Consider the following 15315-nt stretch of genomic DNA (forward strand, 5'->3'; position numbering starts at 1 on the left):
TAGTTGGGACATGCCCAACAAGACGATCTACGTGGCCGATGACGACCTCCCGCTCTTCCAGCGCGCGCAGGAGTTGGTCGGCGGCAACCTCTCGGGGGCGGTGGTCACGGCGCTGCGCCGGTTCATCGAACTCGAGGAGGGGCGGCTGGAGGGCTATGACGAGATCGTGCTCAAGGTCGGTCGCGATGGTGTGCGACAGGTCCGCTTCTCCGGGACCCTGCTAGGGGAGTGGCACGAGGTGAACGATACGCGCATCGAGCACGTCCAGGTGTATCGCAGCCGCAAGGGCAAATTCGTGATGCACGCCCAGTATTCGAACTGGGACGAGTATCCCGCCGAGGCGGGCACGAATTGGCTCAAGGACTGGCGAGACCCGAAAAGCTGGCGGCGTTTGCTCGGCGTCGGGCAGCAGGACTGGGGTGACTTCATCTTCGTCGTGGTGGATTCCCTCGACGAGTTGAAGGACCGACTGCCCGACAAGCTCTACCGGCGGGTGGTCGACGTGGCCGAAGGGCCGAAGATCGAGGACCTGGATATCTAACCGCCGCAACCGAATCGACTGACGCCGCGCCCCAAAAGGGGAGCGGCGTGGATAACACATGCCCATATGCGCATAGTGAAATGAATGTCAGAAAGGAAAGACCATGGTGAACGGCCATCGCGTGCCCGCCGTCTCGGTGCGCGGCCTGCGGAAATCGTTCGGCGAGCAAGTCGTGCTCGACGGGATAGACCTCACCGTCCCGGAGGGAACGGTCTTCTCGCTGCTCGGGCCGAACGGCGCGGGCAAGACCACCACCGTGCGGATCCTGACCACACTGATCCCTCCCGACGCGGGCGAAATCCGGGTGGGCGGCCATGATCTCACCGCCGAGCGCAAGCAGGTGCGCGCGCAGATCGGCGTGACCGGGCAGTTCTCGGCGGTCGACGAACTGCTCACCGGCCGGGAGAACCTGCTGCTGATGGGCGATCTGCATCATCTGTCCCGGCGGGACAACCGCAGGCTGGCGGCGGATCTGCTGGAGCGCTTCGACTTGGTCGACGCGGCGGACAAGACGGCGTCCACCTATTCCGGCGGCATGACCAGGCGCCTCGATCTGGCCATGACGCTGGTCGGCGATCCGCGCATCATCTTCCTCGACGAGCCGACCACCGGGCTCGATCCACGCAGCAGGCGCGCGATCTGGGACATCATCCGCGGGCTGGTCGACGATTACCGCGTCACGGTCTTCCTCACCACCCAGTATCTGGAGGAGGCCGACCAGCTCGCCGACCGCATCGCGGTGCTCGACCGGGGCAAGCTCGTCGCCGAAGGCACCGCGGCGGAGTTGAAGCGGCTGGTGCCGGGCGGCCACATCCGTCTGGAATTCGCCGATCGAGCCGCCTTGACCACGGCGGCCGACGCGCTCGGCGCCGTGGCCCCGCCGCCGGACGACGACGAGGACCTCACCCTCGCGGTGCCCAGCGACGGCGGCGTGAAATCCCTGCGCGCCGTGCTGGACCGGCTCGACGACGAGCGAATCGAGGTCGAGGGCCTCGCCGTGCACACCCCCAACCTCGACGACGTCTTCCTCACCCTCACCGGCCACCCCACGACCGAAAAGGAACCCGTGCGATGAGCATGTCCTACGCCCTCGCCGACTCGGCGACCATGCTGCGGCGCAATCTCGTGCGTGCCAAGCGCTATCCGAGCATGACCTTCGGCGTCATCGTGATGCCGACGGTGCTGTTGCTGGTGTTCAACTTCGTCTTCGGTGGCGCGCTGGAGAAGTCGTCCGGCGGAAACTACATCGACTATCTCGCGCCGGGCATGCTGCTGATGATTCCGGCGTACATGACGGTCTCGGTCGCGGTGGCGGTCGCCACCGACACGACCAAGGGCATCGTGAACCGGTTCCGCACCATGGACATCGCGCAGTCGGCCATGCTGACCGGTCACGTGGTCGGCGCGCTGATCCAGGCGTTGATCGGCATCGCCGCGATGGCGGGCGTCGCACTGCTCATCGGCTTCCGCCCGAACGCGAACCCGGTCGAGTGGCTCGCCGTGTTCGCGCTGCTCGCGTCGGTGATGTTCGCGCTCACCTGGCTGTCGGTGGCGCTCGGCCTGCTCGCGCCGACCCCTGAGAGCGCCAGCAACTCGCCCTTTCCGCTGGTGATGCTGCCGTTCCTCGGCAGCGGCCTGGTCGCCACCGACACCATGCCCGCCGGGTTGCGTCAGTTCGCCGAATACCAGCCCTTCACGCCGTTCACCGAGACCATCCGCGGCCTGCTGATGGGTACCGAGATCGGCGCCAACGGGATCATCTCGCTCGCCTGGTGCGTCGGGCTCGCGGCGGCCGGGTACCTGTGGTCGTCCTCGATCTTCCGGCGGCAGACGCGCTGAACCGGTCGCCGACGCAGAGATCCCCCGCGGGCAGCGCCTGGCGGGGGATCGCTCGTCGCTCAGACCGTGCCGGTGAGCAGAACCTTTCCGGTATTCGCCGCGCGGATGTCGACCGAGCGGATCTGGTCGGGCGGGCCCTCGATGGTCTGATCGATGGTCAGCTCGGTGCCGGGGCTCGCGGGCCACTGGCCGAGCTGCTGCTGCAGACCGTTGATCCGGGTGGCGTACAGCACGAGATTCGGGTTGTAGGGCAATGGCTCGCCGGGGGGATAGCTGCAGGTCATCACGAGTCGCGTCTGGTCACCCGCCGGGATGAGCTTGAAGCTCGCCGAGACCGGAGTCGGCTCGACCGGCGTCATCTGACGTTCGGCGAACGCCTGCTCGCTGGTGCCCGGCCCCGGCGCGTTGTGCGTTCCGGACACCGTGACCGCGATCGGAACCGCGATCGCCACCGCGGCCGCGGCCGAGGCCAGCGCGATGCCGACCGATGCCCACCCGCTGCGGCGGCGCCGCCGCTCGGCCGCGTCGGCCAACCGCGATGGCGGCGGGAACTCGGGCATCGGCGGCGGCGGTGGTTCCGGCGCGGCGTGCGCGGGCGGCTCGATCATCGTCGTCGCGATGTCGGCATCCACGAGGGCGAGCATGCCGGGCAAGCCCGCCAGCTCGGCCACGGACGCCCGACAGTCGGGGCAGCTCGAGAGATGGCTCTCGTACTGCAAACGCTCGTGGCGGGTCAGGGACCCGAGCACGTACGGGGCGTCCCACGTGCTGAAATCGTCGGTGATATCTGTCACTGGTTTGTCACCCCCATCTCCTGTAATGCCAGGCGCAATGCGCGCATGCCGTAGTGCATCCGGGACTTCACCGTGCCCGCGGGGACGTCGAGTTCCTCGGCGATCTGGTGGGTCGACAGTCCCCGGTAGTAGGCCCGCACGATCACCTCGCGATGATCGGCGCTGAGCCTGCCGAGCGCGTCGGCGACCAGCCAGCCGTCCAGCGCGCGGTCGGACTGGTCCGGGGTCGCCCGCTCGGGCGGGTTGTCGGTGCGGAATTCGCGCCTGCTGCGGGCGCTGCGGTGCTCATCCACGGCGAGATTGCGCGCCACGGTGAACAACCACGCCCGCGCCGACGTGGTGGACTGATCCAAGACGTTCGGGCGTTGCCATGCTCGCAGCAACGTTTCCTGCACGATGTCCTCTGCCCGTCCCGGGTCCCGAACCAGGCCGAGCGTGTACCGCCACAACGGGGTGGCGTGTTCGCGATAGAGAGCCCGCATCAATTCGGATTGATCGTCGGGCTGTCCCGTCTCGCCACGTTTCTTGCGCACAACTGGATACCTCTCCGCTCGAGTTGCGGGGCCGGTCGGTGGGCGCACCCGATGCGTCACCCATGCTTTCGCCGGTTCAGTTGTCGTGTCTCATGCCGTGTCTCCTTCGATCCTTTCGAGGAGTACACGTGCTCAGTTGCGTTCGAGTTCAATCGGGTGTGTCGCGAGCAGGGACAGCGGGAGCGGCTGGCGGCGCAGCACGTGCGCCCACAGGTCGGGGCGGCCGGTGCTGATCGGATCGGATGGCAGGGCCGATACCACGATCCAGTCGTCGTTCTCCAACTCGCCCTCCAGCTGCCCGAAGGTCCAGCCGGCGTAACCCGCGAAGATCCGGATGCCCTCGACCAGTGGGCCGACCCGCTCGGGGTCGGCGTCCAGGTCGACCAGCACGACGCGTCCGTCGATGCGGCGCAGCCCGGGGACACCATCGATCCGGGCGCCCACCCGGACCGTGCCCAGGCACAGCGCGGCGTCCCGTTTCACCGGGCCGCCGATGAACAGCGTGCGTGGGGCCGCGACCGCGTCGGTCCAGCGCGGCAGCACCTCGTGCACGGCCGTGTCGCTCGGGCGGTTCAGCACGACACCGAGACTGCCCGCCTCGTTGTGCTCGATGATGTAGACGACGGTGCGCCGGAAGGTCGGCTCGACCAGTTCGGTGGCCGACACCAGCAGCGTCCCGGCACGAACCACCTGCTCACCGTGCCGGAAATCGCGTCGCCTGCGGTCGCCGTGCCCGCCGCGAGTCTTCCGATCGTCCGGGTCTTCTGCGCGTGCCACTCCGACATCATCGCAGCTGTTCGCCCACAATGCGCCTTCTGCGGCCCACTTGTGTGTTCCGGATTTGCCGAACGGGTCGCGGACCGGGCGCCGGACGTCACGTTGCGCCACCGCCGCCACATCGTAGAGTCCACGTCATGGAACTGCCCGAGGTGCGCCTCGAGAACAACGACGCCGTGTACGACTTCTATCGCGAGCACCGTCAGAACCGTCTGAAGGCATGGGGTGCGTACGCCATTCTCGCCCGCCGCTACCATCCGCGCGTCACCTACGCCGAGGGCGCGCGCGAAGCGCTCCGCACGGTGATCAGGCAGAACAGGCCGCTGCTGATCGCGATCAACCACCTTTCCGAGAGCGATCCGTACACCGTGGCGGCGGCCGCGTGGCGCAGCGGACTACGCCGGGTGATCGGCCGGGTGCGCGTGCTGGCCAAGGACGAACTGTTCGCCGACCCCGATCAGCGGCGCAAGATCGACATGATGGGCGGCATCCCGGTGTTCCGCGGCAAGGATCACGGCATTCGCGCGGTGAACGCCGCGGGACAACTCATGATGGACGTCTGCGCGGAGCGGATGGCCCGTGGCGACGGCATCGCGGTGTTCCCCGAGGGCACCTGCAACGACGTGGACCCCTCCCGCGTGCAGGCGGTTGGCAGCGGCATCGGGCACATCGCCTTCCGGGCGATGAAACTCGGCGCCGAGCCCGTGCTGGTGTCGATGGCGCTGAGCTACGGTCCGCGCACGGACCCGGCGGTGCAGCCGACGAAAGAGGAGGCCAAGGGAGCCAGCTTCTACTTCAATGTCCCGGTGCTCGATTTGCCGCCCCGGCCCGGCGACATCGCCCGGCTGGTGCGCACCGATCTGCAACAGGCGCTCGACGGCGCTGTCGCGGCCTACTGAGGCAGGTTCAGCCGGTCGCGCGCCCAGTGCGGCACCATCACCAGGTATTCGGGGCGGGTCTCGATGAAATGGTGGACCGCCCGGCACATGGGCAGCGCGCCGAGCTTGTCGTCGCGGGTGCTGTCGAGCGCGGTCTCGATCAACAGCCGCGCATAGCCCTGCCCCTCGTAGCGCGGATAGATCTCGGTGTGCACGAACGCGCGCTCGGAGGCCGTGTCCTGGTATTCGGCGTAGCCGGCGATCGCACCGTCGACGTAGATCTCGAAACGTTCCAGTGCGGTGTTGTTGCTGACCTCGGTCGACATGGCTCGACGCTACTCTGTGCGCCGGTGTCCCGGTAAATCACGCACGCGGCGGGGCGGAATCCCGCCACCGACTTGTCTGTCCGGGCGGGCCTGCGCAGAATGCTCTTGGTCGGGTCCGTCGTCGCGCGCGAGCGGGCAGGCTCGGGGAGGTACCGGAATATGTTGAGGACACCGCGCGTTTCGCGGGTCGCGGCCGCCGTCGTCGCCGTGGGCCTGCTCGGTGGATCGATCGTCGCGGGCGTGGCGGACGCCGCGCCGGGTGTCGCGTTCGGCAAGTGCCCCGAGGGTTCCGTGCCCGCCGATCGGGGCGTGCAGTGCGCCGTCGTGAGCGTGCCGATGAACTACGCCGACCCGGATGGCGCGAAGATCGAGCTGACGGTCAGCCGCATCGCGGCTACCGGCGAGCGGGAAGGTGTGCTGTTCGCCAATCCCGGTGGGCCGGGCGCGGATGCGCTGGACTATTGGGCGCGCCGGTTGGACGTGTTCCCCGCCGCGCTGGCCGAGCATTACGACCGGATCGCCGTCCAGCCGCGCGGACTGCGTTGGGCGACACCGCTGCAATGCGGCACGAGCGCGAAGAACGGGGAGGGGCAGCAGGTCTCGCTCGGCGGCGGCAACCGCGACGAGATCAAGAAAGCCTGTGACGCGGCGCAGCCCGGCTACCTGGACACCATTACCACCGAGAGCACCGCGCGCGACCTCGACGCCGTGCGTTCCGCGCTCGGCTTCGAACGGATCGACTACCTCGGCACGTCCTACGGCACCTACCTCGGCGCGGTGTACGCGGCACTGTTCGGCGACCACGTGGACCGGATGATCCTGGACTCCAACGTCAATCCGGACTGGGTGTGGACCGAGGAGTTCGCCCAGCAGCAGGTCGCGGGCAAACAGCGCCTGGACGATCTGTTCGCCTGGATCGCCGACCACGACGGCGAATACCACCTCGGCGACACGGCGTTGCAGGTCTACCGCACCTGGGTCCGGTTGGCGGCAGGCCAGGGCGGCGGTTGGTACGCCAACCTGACACCGCCGCCAGCGAGCATCGCCGACCTGCCCGGCGTGCTGCCGGAGCCGTTGGCGGAGATCGCCCGGGACGGCTACACCGGCGGCGTAGAGCAACTCGGCAAACTGCAGAATCTGTTGCGCACCTTGGTGAGCGGCGGCGTATCCGCGCAGGTTCCGTTGCTCGGCGCCACCACCGTGGCCACCTATACCCGCACCTTCTGGCCCACCTTCGCCCGCGCGATGGCCGACGCCGCTGCCGACCCGGCGAACGTGCAGCGGTTGCGGGCCATCGAGGGCGCGACTTCGACCGACCCCACCGGGCGGTTCGTGTTCAGTGCGATCACCTGCAACGAGAACGCCGTGGCAGGCAGGCCGGAACTGCTCGGCGCGGCGGCAGGCACCATCGCCTCCGGCGGCAACGCCATGGACGCGCGCGCCGACCTGGTGCGCTCGGGGATGGCCTGTGGTTCCTGGAAACCCGTGACGAAACCGGTGCCGATCACGGGCGCCGGGCTGCGCGCCCCGCCCCTGGTACTGCAGAGCCGCCACGACGCGCTGACCAAGTACGAAGGCGGCCCGGCCATGGCCACGGCGCTGGGCGGCGCGCTGGTCGTCGTGGACGGCGGCGACCACGGCACGTTCGGTCGCGGCAATCCGGCGGTGGACGAGGCCGTGCTCACCTACTTGCGCACCGGAAAGGTCGGCATCACACGGGCCGACGAGGCTCCGCTGCCCACACGCTGAAAGTCCGACCCCACGAAAGTGGTTCGTGACCGCTGTCCGACATCGCGAGCTGGGACTGCGGCGCAAAAGCAACTCGTCATCTCGATCGGGCCGACGTTGTCCTCGCCCGCTGTCGATCCGGCCCGCGGGGTCGGTCGGAGTGCGGCGACCGGCGTGCAGGTCCGGATGTTCCTTGCCCGTCGACGCCGGTGCGATTTCACGTCGCGCAGTTCAGCGATATCCGCCGGTCAGGACACTGTTCACCGCTTTCGTGTGCGGAGTCCACGCTTGTCCGAGGTCGGCGAAGACGACGGCTGTGGCGGATGTGTCGTGGTGCGACCGGCCCGGTCGCGTCCGAGAATGTGGGGATGACACCCGCTGCGCGAGTCATCCTCGCTCCGGACAAGTTCAAGGGGTCGCTCGCCGCGCCCGAGGTGGCGGCGGCGCTGGCTGACGGTTTGCGGAGCAGCGCCCCGGAGACCGAGATCCGGCAGCTGCCGGTCGCAGACGGCGGTGACGGCACGGTCGAGGCGTTCGTCGCGGCTGGTTGGGCGCGGGTGGAGGTGACCGCTCCGGGGCCGACGGGGGTTCCGCGTCGCACATCCTATGCCCGGCACGGTGCGACCGCGGTCGTCGAACTGGCATCCGTGGTCGGACTGTCGATTTTGCCCGAGCGTCGACTGGACCCGTTGGGCGCGAGCACATACGGGCTCGGCGTCGTGCTGGCGCATGCCATGGAGCACGGCGCGACCGATATCGTGCTCGGTCTCGGTGGCAGCGCCTCCACCGACGGCGGCGCGGGCATGGTGCAGGCGCTCGGCGTCCGCGTGCTCGATGCCGACGCACGGGAATTGCCGCGCGGCGGAGCGGTCCTCACCCGTGCCGCGCGTCTCGACCGTTCCGGCTTGCACCCCGGCGTCGCGGAAACGACGTTCACGCTGGCTTGCGACGTCGACAATCCGCTACTCGGGCCCACCGGCGCGGCGGCGGTGTACGGGCCGCAGAAGGGCGCAGGGCCCGCCGAGGTCGATGTCCTCGAATCCGCTCTCGGCACTTGGGCGCAACTCGTCGGCCCGGAATTCGCGCGGCTGCCCGGCGCGGGCGCGGCGGGCGGTACCGGTTTCGGCGCGCTCGCCGTGCTGGGCGCGCGGGTCCGCAGCGGCATCGAGGTCGTGCTCGAACTGCTCGATTTCCCCGCCCTGCTCGCTACCGCCACCCTCGTGGTGACCGGTGAGGGATCGCTCGATCGGCAGAGCTTGCACGGCAAAGCGCCGGTCGGCGTGTGCGCGGCCGCGCGTAAGGCCGACGTCCCGGTGATAGCCGTGGCGGGCCGCACGCTGCTCACGCCCGACGAGATCCGGGCCGCGGGCTTCGCGGACTGCTACGCGCTCGCCGCTCTGGAGCCCGACCCGGAACGGTCGATGGCCGAGGCGGCGTCGCTGCTCCGACGCGTCGGCGCGCGGATCGCCGCCGACCGGCTGGATTAGCTCGCCGACGCCAGCGTGCTCGCGGCCAGTTGGTGCTTGTGCCGTTCGCCCCATTCCTCGAGCGGGCGCAGTGCCGCGGCCAACTCCTCGCCGAGCGGCGTGAGCGAGTACTCCACCCGGGGCGGGACCTCGGGATAGACCTCGCGGTGCACCACACCGCTGGCCTCGAGCTGACGCAGGTTCTCGGCGAGCACCTTCTCACTGACTCCGTCGAGCAGCTTGCGGATCTGGCCGAAGCGCTGGGGGCCGATGCCGAGGACCCACATCAGGTGCATCTTCCACTTGCCGCCCACGACATCGATCGCGACCGTCATGCCGCACACTTCGTGATCCGCGTCACTGCTCATGCCCACCGCGCTCCTCTGACCTCGTTTCGAACCTCGAGGTAAGCAACCGCACCTCCACGTTCGGTCTTCCCGACTCTACCTGCGGGAACGACGATGAATTCCGGCGCCGACGCAAGTAACCGACGAGAACCGAAGGGACACATCATGTCCGAACAGACCACCGCCCGCGCTGTCTCCGTCGTCGGCCTCGGGCCGATGGGGCAGGCGATGGTCCGGGCCTTCCTGGCCGCGGGCGTCGAGGTGACGGTGTGGAACCGCAGCCCCGAGAAAGTCGACGCCATGGTCGAAATCGGCGCGAAGCGCGCCGCGACCGTCGCCGCCGCCCTCGATGCCAACGAGGTCACCGTGCTCAGCCTGACCCACTACGCGGCGATGTACGACGTGCTCGGTCCGGCGACCGGCCACCTCGACGGCAAGGTGATCGCGAACCTGTCCTCCGACTCGCCGGAGCAGGCGCGAAAGGGTGCGGCGTGGGTCCGCTCGCACGGCGCGCAGTTCCTCTCCGGCGGCGTCATGTCGGCGGGGGACAACATCGCGCATCCGGCGTCCTACATCTTCTACAGCGGCCCGCGTGCGGTGTTCGACGCCCACGCCGAGCTGCTGCGCCCCTTGAGCCCGCAGGAGTACCTCGGCGCGGACGACGGCCTGGCCCAGATCTTCTACCAGGGGCTGCTGACCATCTTCCATCCCTGGTTGCTCGCCTTCGACCAGGCCACGGCGATGATCGATCGGTCCGGTCACGATGTCGCCGCGTTCGTCCCGTTCGCGATCCGCTCGGCCGCCGCCTTCCCCTACTTCATGGAGGAGCACTCGGTCGCCAACAAGAACGGCGGCTGGGCGTCATTGGCCAGTCTGAAGATGATGGACGCGGGCGCGCAGCACGTTATCGACGCGAGCGAGGAAATCGGCGTCGACGCCGTCCTCTCGCACACCGCCCAGGGGCTGTGGCGCAAGGCCATCGCCGCCAGCGAGCGGGCCGAAACCCCATTTCCACCTACGCCCTGCTGCGCGACCCCGCCTGACGTCGCGGAGTCGGCCGGGTCCTCGCACTGTCGACGCGAGGACCCGACGGGGTCTTCTGCTTCCCAGGGGTTGATATGCAGCCTTGTGGTTGCCTATGGTGTAAATAGGCAGCCGCAAGGCTGCATGTTGGAAAGGTGGGCGATGGACGAGGTGTTTCGGGCGCTGGCCGACCCGAGCAGGCGGCGGCTGCTGGACAGCCTGAATGCCCGCAACGGTCAGACACTGCGGGAGTTGTGCGCGGGGCTGGCGATGGCCCGCCAGTCGGTGAGCAAGCATCTCGCGGTGCTGGAGGCGGCCAACCTCATCACGACCCGGCGCAGTGGCCGGGAAAAACTGCACTACCTCAATGCCGAGCCCATCAACGCCATCGCCGAACGCTGGATCGACCGGTACGACCGCGAGCGCGTGAACGCGCTCGCCGACCTGAAGAGAGCACTGGAGGAACAACCCATGGGCGACAACGCATTCGTCTACACGACCTACATCAAGACCACCGCCGAAAAGCTCTGGCAAGCGCTGACCGATCCGGCGTTCACCAACCGCTACTGGGGCGCGAGCTTCGACACGGACTGGCGTCCCGGATCGGAAATGACTTGGCGCCAACAGAACTGGAGCAGCAAGGATCCCGAACAAGTGGTGCTGGAGGCCGAACGGTACCGCCGCTTGTCCTACACCTGGCACACCTTCGACCCGGCCTTCGCCGAGACGTTCGACATGAACCCCGACGACGTCGCTGCCTGGTCCCGTGAGCCCCGCTCGAAAGTGACGTTCGAACTAGAGCCTCGGGGCGAGACCGTCAAGCTGACCGTCATCCACGACGGCTTCGAACCGAACAGCCGAGTCCTCGAAGGAATCACCACCGGCTGGCCCAGCATCCTCTCCAACCTCAAAACCCTCCTGGAAACCGGCGAACCCCTCCCGGCCCCATAGGCCCTTCGGAAGCACGAAGAGAGCAGTGCTCTTGACTTGCCGTGCCCTTCGTGGAACACTTCTCTCTATAGAGAGCAGTGCTCACAACAGGGAGTAGTCATGGACCTCAACACCCGCTACGTCGGCCCCGCCGGATTCGACGCGGTCTTCAACCGGATCGCCAACCTGCTGCCCAAGCTGGGCATCAGCGTGATGGGGTCGCGGCTGCTCGCGGTGCGCGGGCGCAAGAGCGGGGAATGGCGCACGACGATGGTGAACCTGATGGTGCGCGAGGACGGCGAGCGCTTCCTCGTCGCGCCGCGCGGGCACACGCAGTGGGTGCGCAACCTGCGCGTGGCGGGCGGGGGCGAGTTGCGGCTCGGCCGCAAGGTCGAGGTGTTCACCGCCACCGAGGTGCCCGATGCCGACAAGGTGCCCCTGCTGCGCCTCTACCTGCGGAAGTGGGGCTGGGAGGTCGGCAAGTTCTTCGAGGGCGTGACCAAGGACGCCACCGATGAGGAACTCGCCGCCATCGCGCCGGGGTTCCCGGTCTTCCAGCTGAAGTGAGCTCAGCGCGAGCGGGCCAGGAATTCGATGGCGGCGGCGTAACCCTGGATGCCCATTCCCGCGACCACGGCGGTCGCGATCGGAGAGATGTAGGAGTGGTGCCGGAACTCCTCGCGTGCGTGCACATTGCTGATATGCACCTCGACGATCGGGAGTTCCGGGATCACCAGCGCGTCGCGGAGCGCCACCGAGGTGTGGGTGAGGCCGCCGGGGTTGATCACGATGCCCGACTCGGCGCCGCGCGCCTGGTGGATGCGATCGATCAGCGCGCCTTCGGAGTTGGACTGGAAGGCGACGATCTTCCGGTCGAACTTCGCCGCGGTCCGTTCGCACAACTCCACGACGTCCTCCAGCGTCGCCGACCCGTACACCTCCGGCTGCCTGGTGCCGAGCATGTTGAGGTTCGGGCCGTTGAGAACCAGGATCGGGCCCGGTGTCGCGTCCGCCGTCACAGCCATGCACGGCAAGATACCGCGTCACACCGCGCCGCCCGACCGGGCCCGACCGGCTACAGCCCCTGCGGGCCTTCCGAACGCAGGTCGTCGACCTTGCGCATGGCTTCGCGCAATTCCTCTAGCCACGTCTCCGCGTGCTTGCCCGCCAGTTTCACCGTCCAGGCGAGCGCGTCGGCGCGGGAACGGGCGACGCCGGCGTCGACCAAGGTGTCGAGCACCTTGCGTTCCGGCTGACGCAACCGGGTCATCACGGGCACGGCCAGGTGGGTGAACAGAATCCGTTCCCCGTCCACCGAGACGCCCCAGGCCACATTGCGCCGGTAGCGGTGCTGCGCTTCGTTCGCGATCTGCATCCGGGCGGGCCGGGTGGACTCGCGGAACCGGGCGACCGCTCCCTCCTTGGTCGCGCGGGGAACGTCTTCGGTCGAGGCTTCGGAATCGTCGGCGTCCGGCTTCTTCTCCGGCTGCGGAATCGGCAGCTCACCGATGACGACGATCTCGTCCCGGTCGATCTCGATCACCGGCGGACCGGTGAACCAGTCATTTGGCAATCTTCCGGCGAACCAATCCGGTACGTCCGACGGGTCCGGCAGGTCGGCTTGCTGCCAACCGCCCGTTCGACCGAAACCCCGGCCGCGGTGTGCGTTTCTCATGGCGGGTCACCTACTTACTGTGGTGCGTTGCTTTCAGTGATTACAAGATTACGTCGCAAACCACGCGGGGGAGTTGCGCTCAGTGCGAACAAGGGTCCGGTTGCTTCGCTCCGGACCCGTCGGGGTATTTATTGATACGAAACGTCGAGTCGGGTAGTAACCGCGCGACTTTTCGAGAAGGCCGGTACGGTAGCGGCGCCGGTTGCCGCCAACCGGCTGGACGATGATCATGAAAGGCCCCCCGAGATGCGTCATCCCGGGGCAGAATTGGGATGCTGAGCATGGGTAACGTCCGCGCTACGGAGGCATCGCGGTCTGGTCTTTTTCGGGTACGGTGGTCTTGTTACTGGAGTGACAAGAGTGAAGAGTGGGCGACATGGACGTGTGGGGATCCCGCCGCTTTCGTGTTCGCGGCGCAATGGCACTCATGGGGGTGGCGGCGCTCGCGCTCGGGATCGGGTCGTGCGGGATACACGAGAAGCAGAATGAAGCGGAAGCGGTCGTAGAGCGCTTCACGGACCTGCTCGACGATCAGGACTACACCAAGGCGGCAGACCTGACGTCGTACCCCATCGCGGCCACAGCAACTCTGAAGCAAATGTTCGAGGGGTTGCACGGCGCCAAGGTCGACTACCGCAAGACCCAGTTCATCGGCCTGGACGCGCAGTCGGCGATCTTCAGCATGGACGTCGAGTGGAGCTTCGGCGAGCGCAAGACCTGGAATTACAGTCTCGAGGGCAACGTGCGCAAGCTCGCCATCGGCTGGCGGATCTCCTGGGAGCCCGCGGTCGTGATGCCGCAGCTGGCGCACAACCGGACGGTGCGGCTGGTGCGCACCTATCCGACGCCGGCGCCACGGGTCAACGACATCGCCGGTGAACCGCTGATGACCGAGCAGACCATCAACGTCGTCAAGCTCGATCCCGCCAAGATGCCCGACCCGGTCGCTTCGACCGACGCGCTGGCCAAGGCCATCGAGCCGGTCGCGCCGCTGATCACCGGGCCTGCGCTGATGCAGCAGCTGGCCACCTCGCAGGGCAAGCCGATCATCGCGGTGAACTTGCGCGAGGGGGACTTCGCGATCCTGGAGCCGCGGATGGCGCCGATACCCGGCGTGGTGATGGAGAAGCAGCCACGGCTGATCTCCGCCGACCGCCGGGTCTGGTCGCCGATGCTGGACGCGCTGCGCAAGGTGCAGCAGGAGAGTCAGGAAGCGCATTCCGGTTGGGGCGTGCAGCTGTTCGAGCAGGATGGGCGGTTCATCACGCAACTCGCCGGTCAGCAGGGTCCGCCGGGACCGGACATCGCGGGCACGATGGACCAGCGCTTGCAACGTGCCGCCGAGGACGCGGTGGTCAGCGTGCCCACGCAGGCCTCGATCGTGGCGATCCAGCCGTCCACGGGGGCGGTGGTGGCGGTCGCGCAGAACAGCCAGGCCAGTGAGCACGGCTCGGTGGCGTTCACCGGACTGTATCCGGTGGGCAGCAACATGGACCTGTTCCGCGCCGTCGCGGCGTCGGCGAAGAACAAGGCGCCGCAAGATGTCTCGGTGCAGGACGCGGCCGAGGCGGCGACCGCGCTCGGCGTCGGCATCGACTTCAAGGTGCCCGGCCTCGACGAGGTGACCGGTCGTCTGGCCATCGCGGGGCGCAGCGCCGAGCAGGTGCTCCAAGGCGGTGGTTCGGACGCTGTCCTGGCCAGCCCGTACGGCATGGCCATCGCCGCGGCCGCGATCGCGCGCGGGGCCGTGCCGCCGCCGATGATCGAGGCCGGACGCCCGAGCGCCACCGACGCCCGGCTCGACCCGCTGCCGCCGCAGACCGCCGACCGGCTGCGCGGCATGCTGCGCGACGCCACGAACGCCCCGGAACTGGCGAGCGTGCGCCGCTACCGCGACGTCGCCGCGTTCGCCGCGACCGCGGGTCCGGACGGGTGGCTGATCGGGTCGATGGGCGATCTGGTCTTCGCGATCCACATCAACGACGTGGACAGCAAGGACGCGACCGCGCGGATGGCGGCCAGAATGTTGCAGGCGCTGGCGACTCCGGAGCCGTGATCACCGCACGGCTTTGTACACCGCGCGCCAGCCGAGCAGGAACACCGCGAGCACCACACCGGCGACCAGCACGAAGCTGACCGCTGTGCCCTGACCGCTGACCACGCGCAGCAGCATGCCCCCGACCAAGGTGCACGTCCAGATCACGACTCCGGCGGGCCACAGCGGGGTGATGTCGAAGCGCGCGTCGCCCGCGGCGGCGCGCCACCGGAGCGCCACGACCAGCCAGCCGACGACCAATCCCGTCGCGAACGGCCACACGGTGCGCAGCAGCCCGGCGAGCACCGCTTCGTCGTGGCTGCGCCTGCCGATCGCGCAGAAGACGACGACGAGCAGCGCATCGACCACGAAGGGCACCAGTTTCCTCACGCGGGCCAGCGTAACGGCAGCCAGGACGCGGCT

General features: G+C 68.3%; 17 protein-coding genes and 1 pseudogene. 10 read left to right on the forward strand and 8 right to left on the reverse strand.

The window, feature by feature from the left end:
• Positions 1-10: 10 nt before the first annotated feature.
• From ACWESM_RS11320 to ACWESM_RS11330, 3 genes are all read left to right on the forward strand, one after another.
• Entirely contained in the window at positions 11-541 is a 531-nt protein-coding gene (locus ACWESM_RS11320; protein ID WP_355071290.1) for an EXLDI protein, read from the forward strand.
• A gap of 103 nt (positions 542-644) precedes the next feature.
• Complete coding sequence (locus ACWESM_RS11325; RefSeq protein ID WP_452491573.1) at positions 645-1616, forward strand: ATP-binding cassette domain-containing protein; 972 nt, start codon at positions 645-647, stop codon at positions 1614-1616.
• Positions 1613-2380 (forward strand): ABC transporter permease, encoded by a 768-nt coding sequence (locus tag ACWESM_RS11330; protein ID WP_364424778.1) that lies wholly within the window; start codon positions 1613-1615, stop codon positions 2378-2380. The genes ACWESM_RS11325 and ACWESM_RS11330 overlap by 4 nt, the downstream gene beginning before the upstream one ends.
• A 59-nt stretch (positions 2381-2439) precedes the next feature.
• On the opposite strand, the gene ACWESM_RS11335 is transcribed toward ACWESM_RS11330, so the two are convergent.
• From ACWESM_RS11335 to ACWESM_RS11345, 3 genes are all read right to left on the reverse strand, one after another.
• Positions 2440-3174: an anti-sigma factor family protein gene (locus tag ACWESM_RS11335; protein ID WP_364424777.1), complete on the reverse strand. Its 735-nt coding sequence runs from the start codon at positions 3172-3174 to the stop codon at positions 2440-2442.
• Positions 3171-3707, reverse strand: coding sequence for a sigma-70 family RNA polymerase sigma factor (locus ACWESM_RS11340; RefSeq protein WP_355071297.1), 537 nt, complete (start codon positions 3705-3707; stop codon positions 3171-3173). Before ACWESM_RS11340 ends, ACWESM_RS11335 begins: the two co-directional genes overlap by 4 nt.
• 132 nt (positions 3708-3839) lie before the next feature.
• Positions 3840-4484, reverse strand: a complete 645-nt coding sequence (locus tag ACWESM_RS11345) for a YqgE/AlgH family protein (protein WP_039803016.1) — start codon at positions 4482-4484, stop codon at positions 3840-3842.
• Positions 4485-4621: 137 nt separating this feature from the next.
• Here ACWESM_RS11345 and ACWESM_RS11350 point away from each other — a divergent pair, with 137 nt between their 5' ends.
• Positions 4622-5383 (forward strand): lysophospholipid acyltransferase family protein, encoded by a 762-nt coding sequence (locus tag ACWESM_RS11350; protein WP_364424776.1) that lies wholly within the window; start codon positions 4622-4624, stop codon positions 5381-5383.
• Here the strand turns inward: ACWESM_RS11350 and ACWESM_RS11355 are convergent.
• The gene (locus tag ACWESM_RS11355) at positions 5377-5688 is read right to left on the reverse strand and encodes a GNAT family N-acetyltransferase (protein WP_355071301.1); all 312 of its coding nucleotides are present in this window, start codon (positions 5686-5688) and stop codon (positions 5377-5379) included. The two genes, ACWESM_RS11350 and ACWESM_RS11355, sit on opposite strands and share 7 nt — an antisense overlap.
• A 159-nt stretch (positions 5689-5847) precedes the next feature.
• Between ACWESM_RS11355 and ACWESM_RS11360 the strand changes: the two genes are divergently transcribed.
• Positions 5848-7437 (forward strand): alpha/beta hydrolase, encoded by a 1590-nt coding sequence (locus tag ACWESM_RS11360; RefSeq protein WP_364424775.1) that lies wholly within the window; start codon positions 5848-5850, stop codon positions 7435-7437.
• A 347-nt stretch (positions 7438-7784) separates the two neighbouring features.
• Complete coding sequence (locus tag ACWESM_RS11365; protein ID WP_452491575.1) at positions 7785-8903, forward strand: glycerate kinase; 1119 nt, start codon at positions 7785-7787, stop codon at positions 8901-8903.
• Here ACWESM_RS11365 and ACWESM_RS11370 read toward each other — a convergent pair.
• Positions 8900-9250 carry a winged helix-turn-helix transcriptional regulator gene (locus tag ACWESM_RS11370; RefSeq protein WP_379249368.1) on the reverse strand — a complete coding sequence of 117 codons (351 nt, stop codon included), beginning with the start codon at positions 9248-9250 and terminating at the stop codon, positions 8900-8902. The genes ACWESM_RS11365 and ACWESM_RS11370 overlap by 4 nt on opposite strands.
• 144 nt (positions 9251-9394) lie before the next feature.
• Between ACWESM_RS11370 and ACWESM_RS11375 the strand changes: the two are divergent.
• The 3 genes and pseudogenes from ACWESM_RS11375 (at position 9395) to ACWESM_RS11385 (ending at position 11749) form a co-directional block, all read left to right on the forward strand.
• Positions 9395-10272: pseudogene (locus ACWESM_RS11375) on the forward strand (NAD(P)-dependent oxidoreductase).
• Between the two features lie 142 nt (positions 10273-10414).
• A complete protein-coding gene (locus ACWESM_RS11380; RefSeq protein WP_452491577.1) occupies positions 10415-11203 on the forward strand; it encodes an ArsR/SmtB family transcription factor in 789 nt (262 codons plus the stop codon).
• 99 nt (positions 11204-11302) lie between these two features.
• Positions 11303-11749, forward strand: coding sequence for a nitroreductase family deazaflavin-dependent oxidoreductase (locus ACWESM_RS11385; protein WP_355071310.1), 447 nt, complete (start codon positions 11303-11305; stop codon positions 11747-11749).
• Positions 11750-11751: 2 nt separating this feature from the next.
• Here ACWESM_RS11385 and aroQ read toward each other — a convergent pair whose 3' ends face one another.
• Positions 11752-12207: a type II 3-dehydroquinate dehydratase gene (gene aroQ / locus ACWESM_RS11390; RefSeq protein ID WP_355071312.1), complete on the reverse strand. Its 456-nt coding sequence runs from the start codon at positions 12205-12207 to the stop codon at positions 11752-11754.
• Positions 12208-12257: 50 nt separating this feature from the next.
• Positions 12258-12857 carry a hypothetical protein gene (locus tag ACWESM_RS11395; protein WP_355071314.1) on the reverse strand — a complete coding sequence of 200 codons (600 nt, stop codon included), beginning with the start codon at positions 12855-12857 and terminating at the stop codon, positions 12258-12260.
• A 418-nt stretch (positions 12858-13275) separates the two neighbouring features.
• Here ACWESM_RS11395 and ACWESM_RS11400 point away from each other — a divergent pair, with 418 nt between their 5' ends.
• Positions 13276-14913: an NTF2-like N-terminal transpeptidase domain-containing protein gene (locus ACWESM_RS11400; RefSeq protein WP_452491580.1), complete on the forward strand. Its 1638-nt coding sequence runs from the start codon at positions 13276-13278 to the stop codon at positions 14911-14913.
• On the opposite strand, the gene ACWESM_RS11405 is transcribed toward ACWESM_RS11400, so the two are convergent.
• Positions 14914-15282 (reverse strand): DUF3054 domain-containing protein, encoded by a 369-nt coding sequence (locus ACWESM_RS11405; protein WP_355071317.1) that lies wholly within the window; start codon positions 15280-15282, stop codon positions 14914-14916.
• Positions 15283-15315: the final 33 nt, after the last annotated feature.

The sequence above is a fragment of the Nocardia sp. NPDC003999 genome (assembly GCF_053604885.1).

Coding starts and splice junctions, on each gene's coding strand:
- ACWESM_RS11330 (WP_364424778.1), top strand. CDS start 1,613: ATGAGCATGTCCTACGCCCTCGCCGACTCGGCGACCATGCTGCGGCGC.
- ACWESM_RS11385 (WP_355071310.1), top strand. CDS start 11,303: ATGGACCTCAACACCCGCTACGTCGGCCCCGCCGGATTCGACGCGGTC.
- ACWESM_RS11360 (WP_364424775.1), top strand. CDS start 5,848: ATGTTGAGGACACCGCGCGTTTCGCGGGTCGCGGCCGCCGTCGTCGCC.
- ACWESM_RS11365 (WP_452491575.1), top strand. CDS start 7,785: ATGACACCCGCTGCGCGAGTCATCCTCGCTCCGGACAAGTTCAAGGGG.
- ACWESM_RS11320 (WP_355071290.1), top strand. CDS start 11: ATGCCCAACAAGACGATCTACGTGGCCGATGACGACCTCCCGCTCTTC.
- ACWESM_RS11355 (WP_355071301.1), bottom strand. CDS start 5,688: ATGTCGACCGAGGTCAGCAACAACACCGCACTGGAACGTTTCGAGATC.
- ACWESM_RS11350 (WP_364424776.1), top strand. CDS start 4,622: ATGGAACTGCCCGAGGTGCGCCTCGAGAACAACGACGCCGTGTACGAC.
- ACWESM_RS11370 (WP_379249368.1), bottom strand. CDS start 9,250: ATGAGCAGTGACGCGGATCACGAAGTGTGCGGCATGACGGTCGCGATC.
- ACWESM_RS11395 (WP_355071314.1), bottom strand. CDS start 12,857: ATGAGAAACGCACACCGCGGCCGGGGTTTCGGTCGAACGGGCGGTTGG.
- ACWESM_RS11325 (WP_452491573.1), top strand. CDS start 645: ATGGTGAACGGCCATCGCGTGCCCGCCGTCTCGGTGCGCGGCCTGCGG.
- aroQ (WP_355071312.1), bottom strand. CDS start 12,207: ATGGCTGTGACGGCGGACGCGACACCGGGCCCGATCCTGGTTCTCAAC.
- ACWESM_RS11400 (WP_452491580.1), top strand. CDS start 13,276: ATGGCACTCATGGGGGTGGCGGCGCTCGCGCTCGGGATCGGGTCGTGC.
- ACWESM_RS11380 (WP_452491577.1), top strand. CDS start 10,415: ATGGACGAGGTGTTTCGGGCGCTGGCCGACCCGAGCAGGCGGCGGCTG.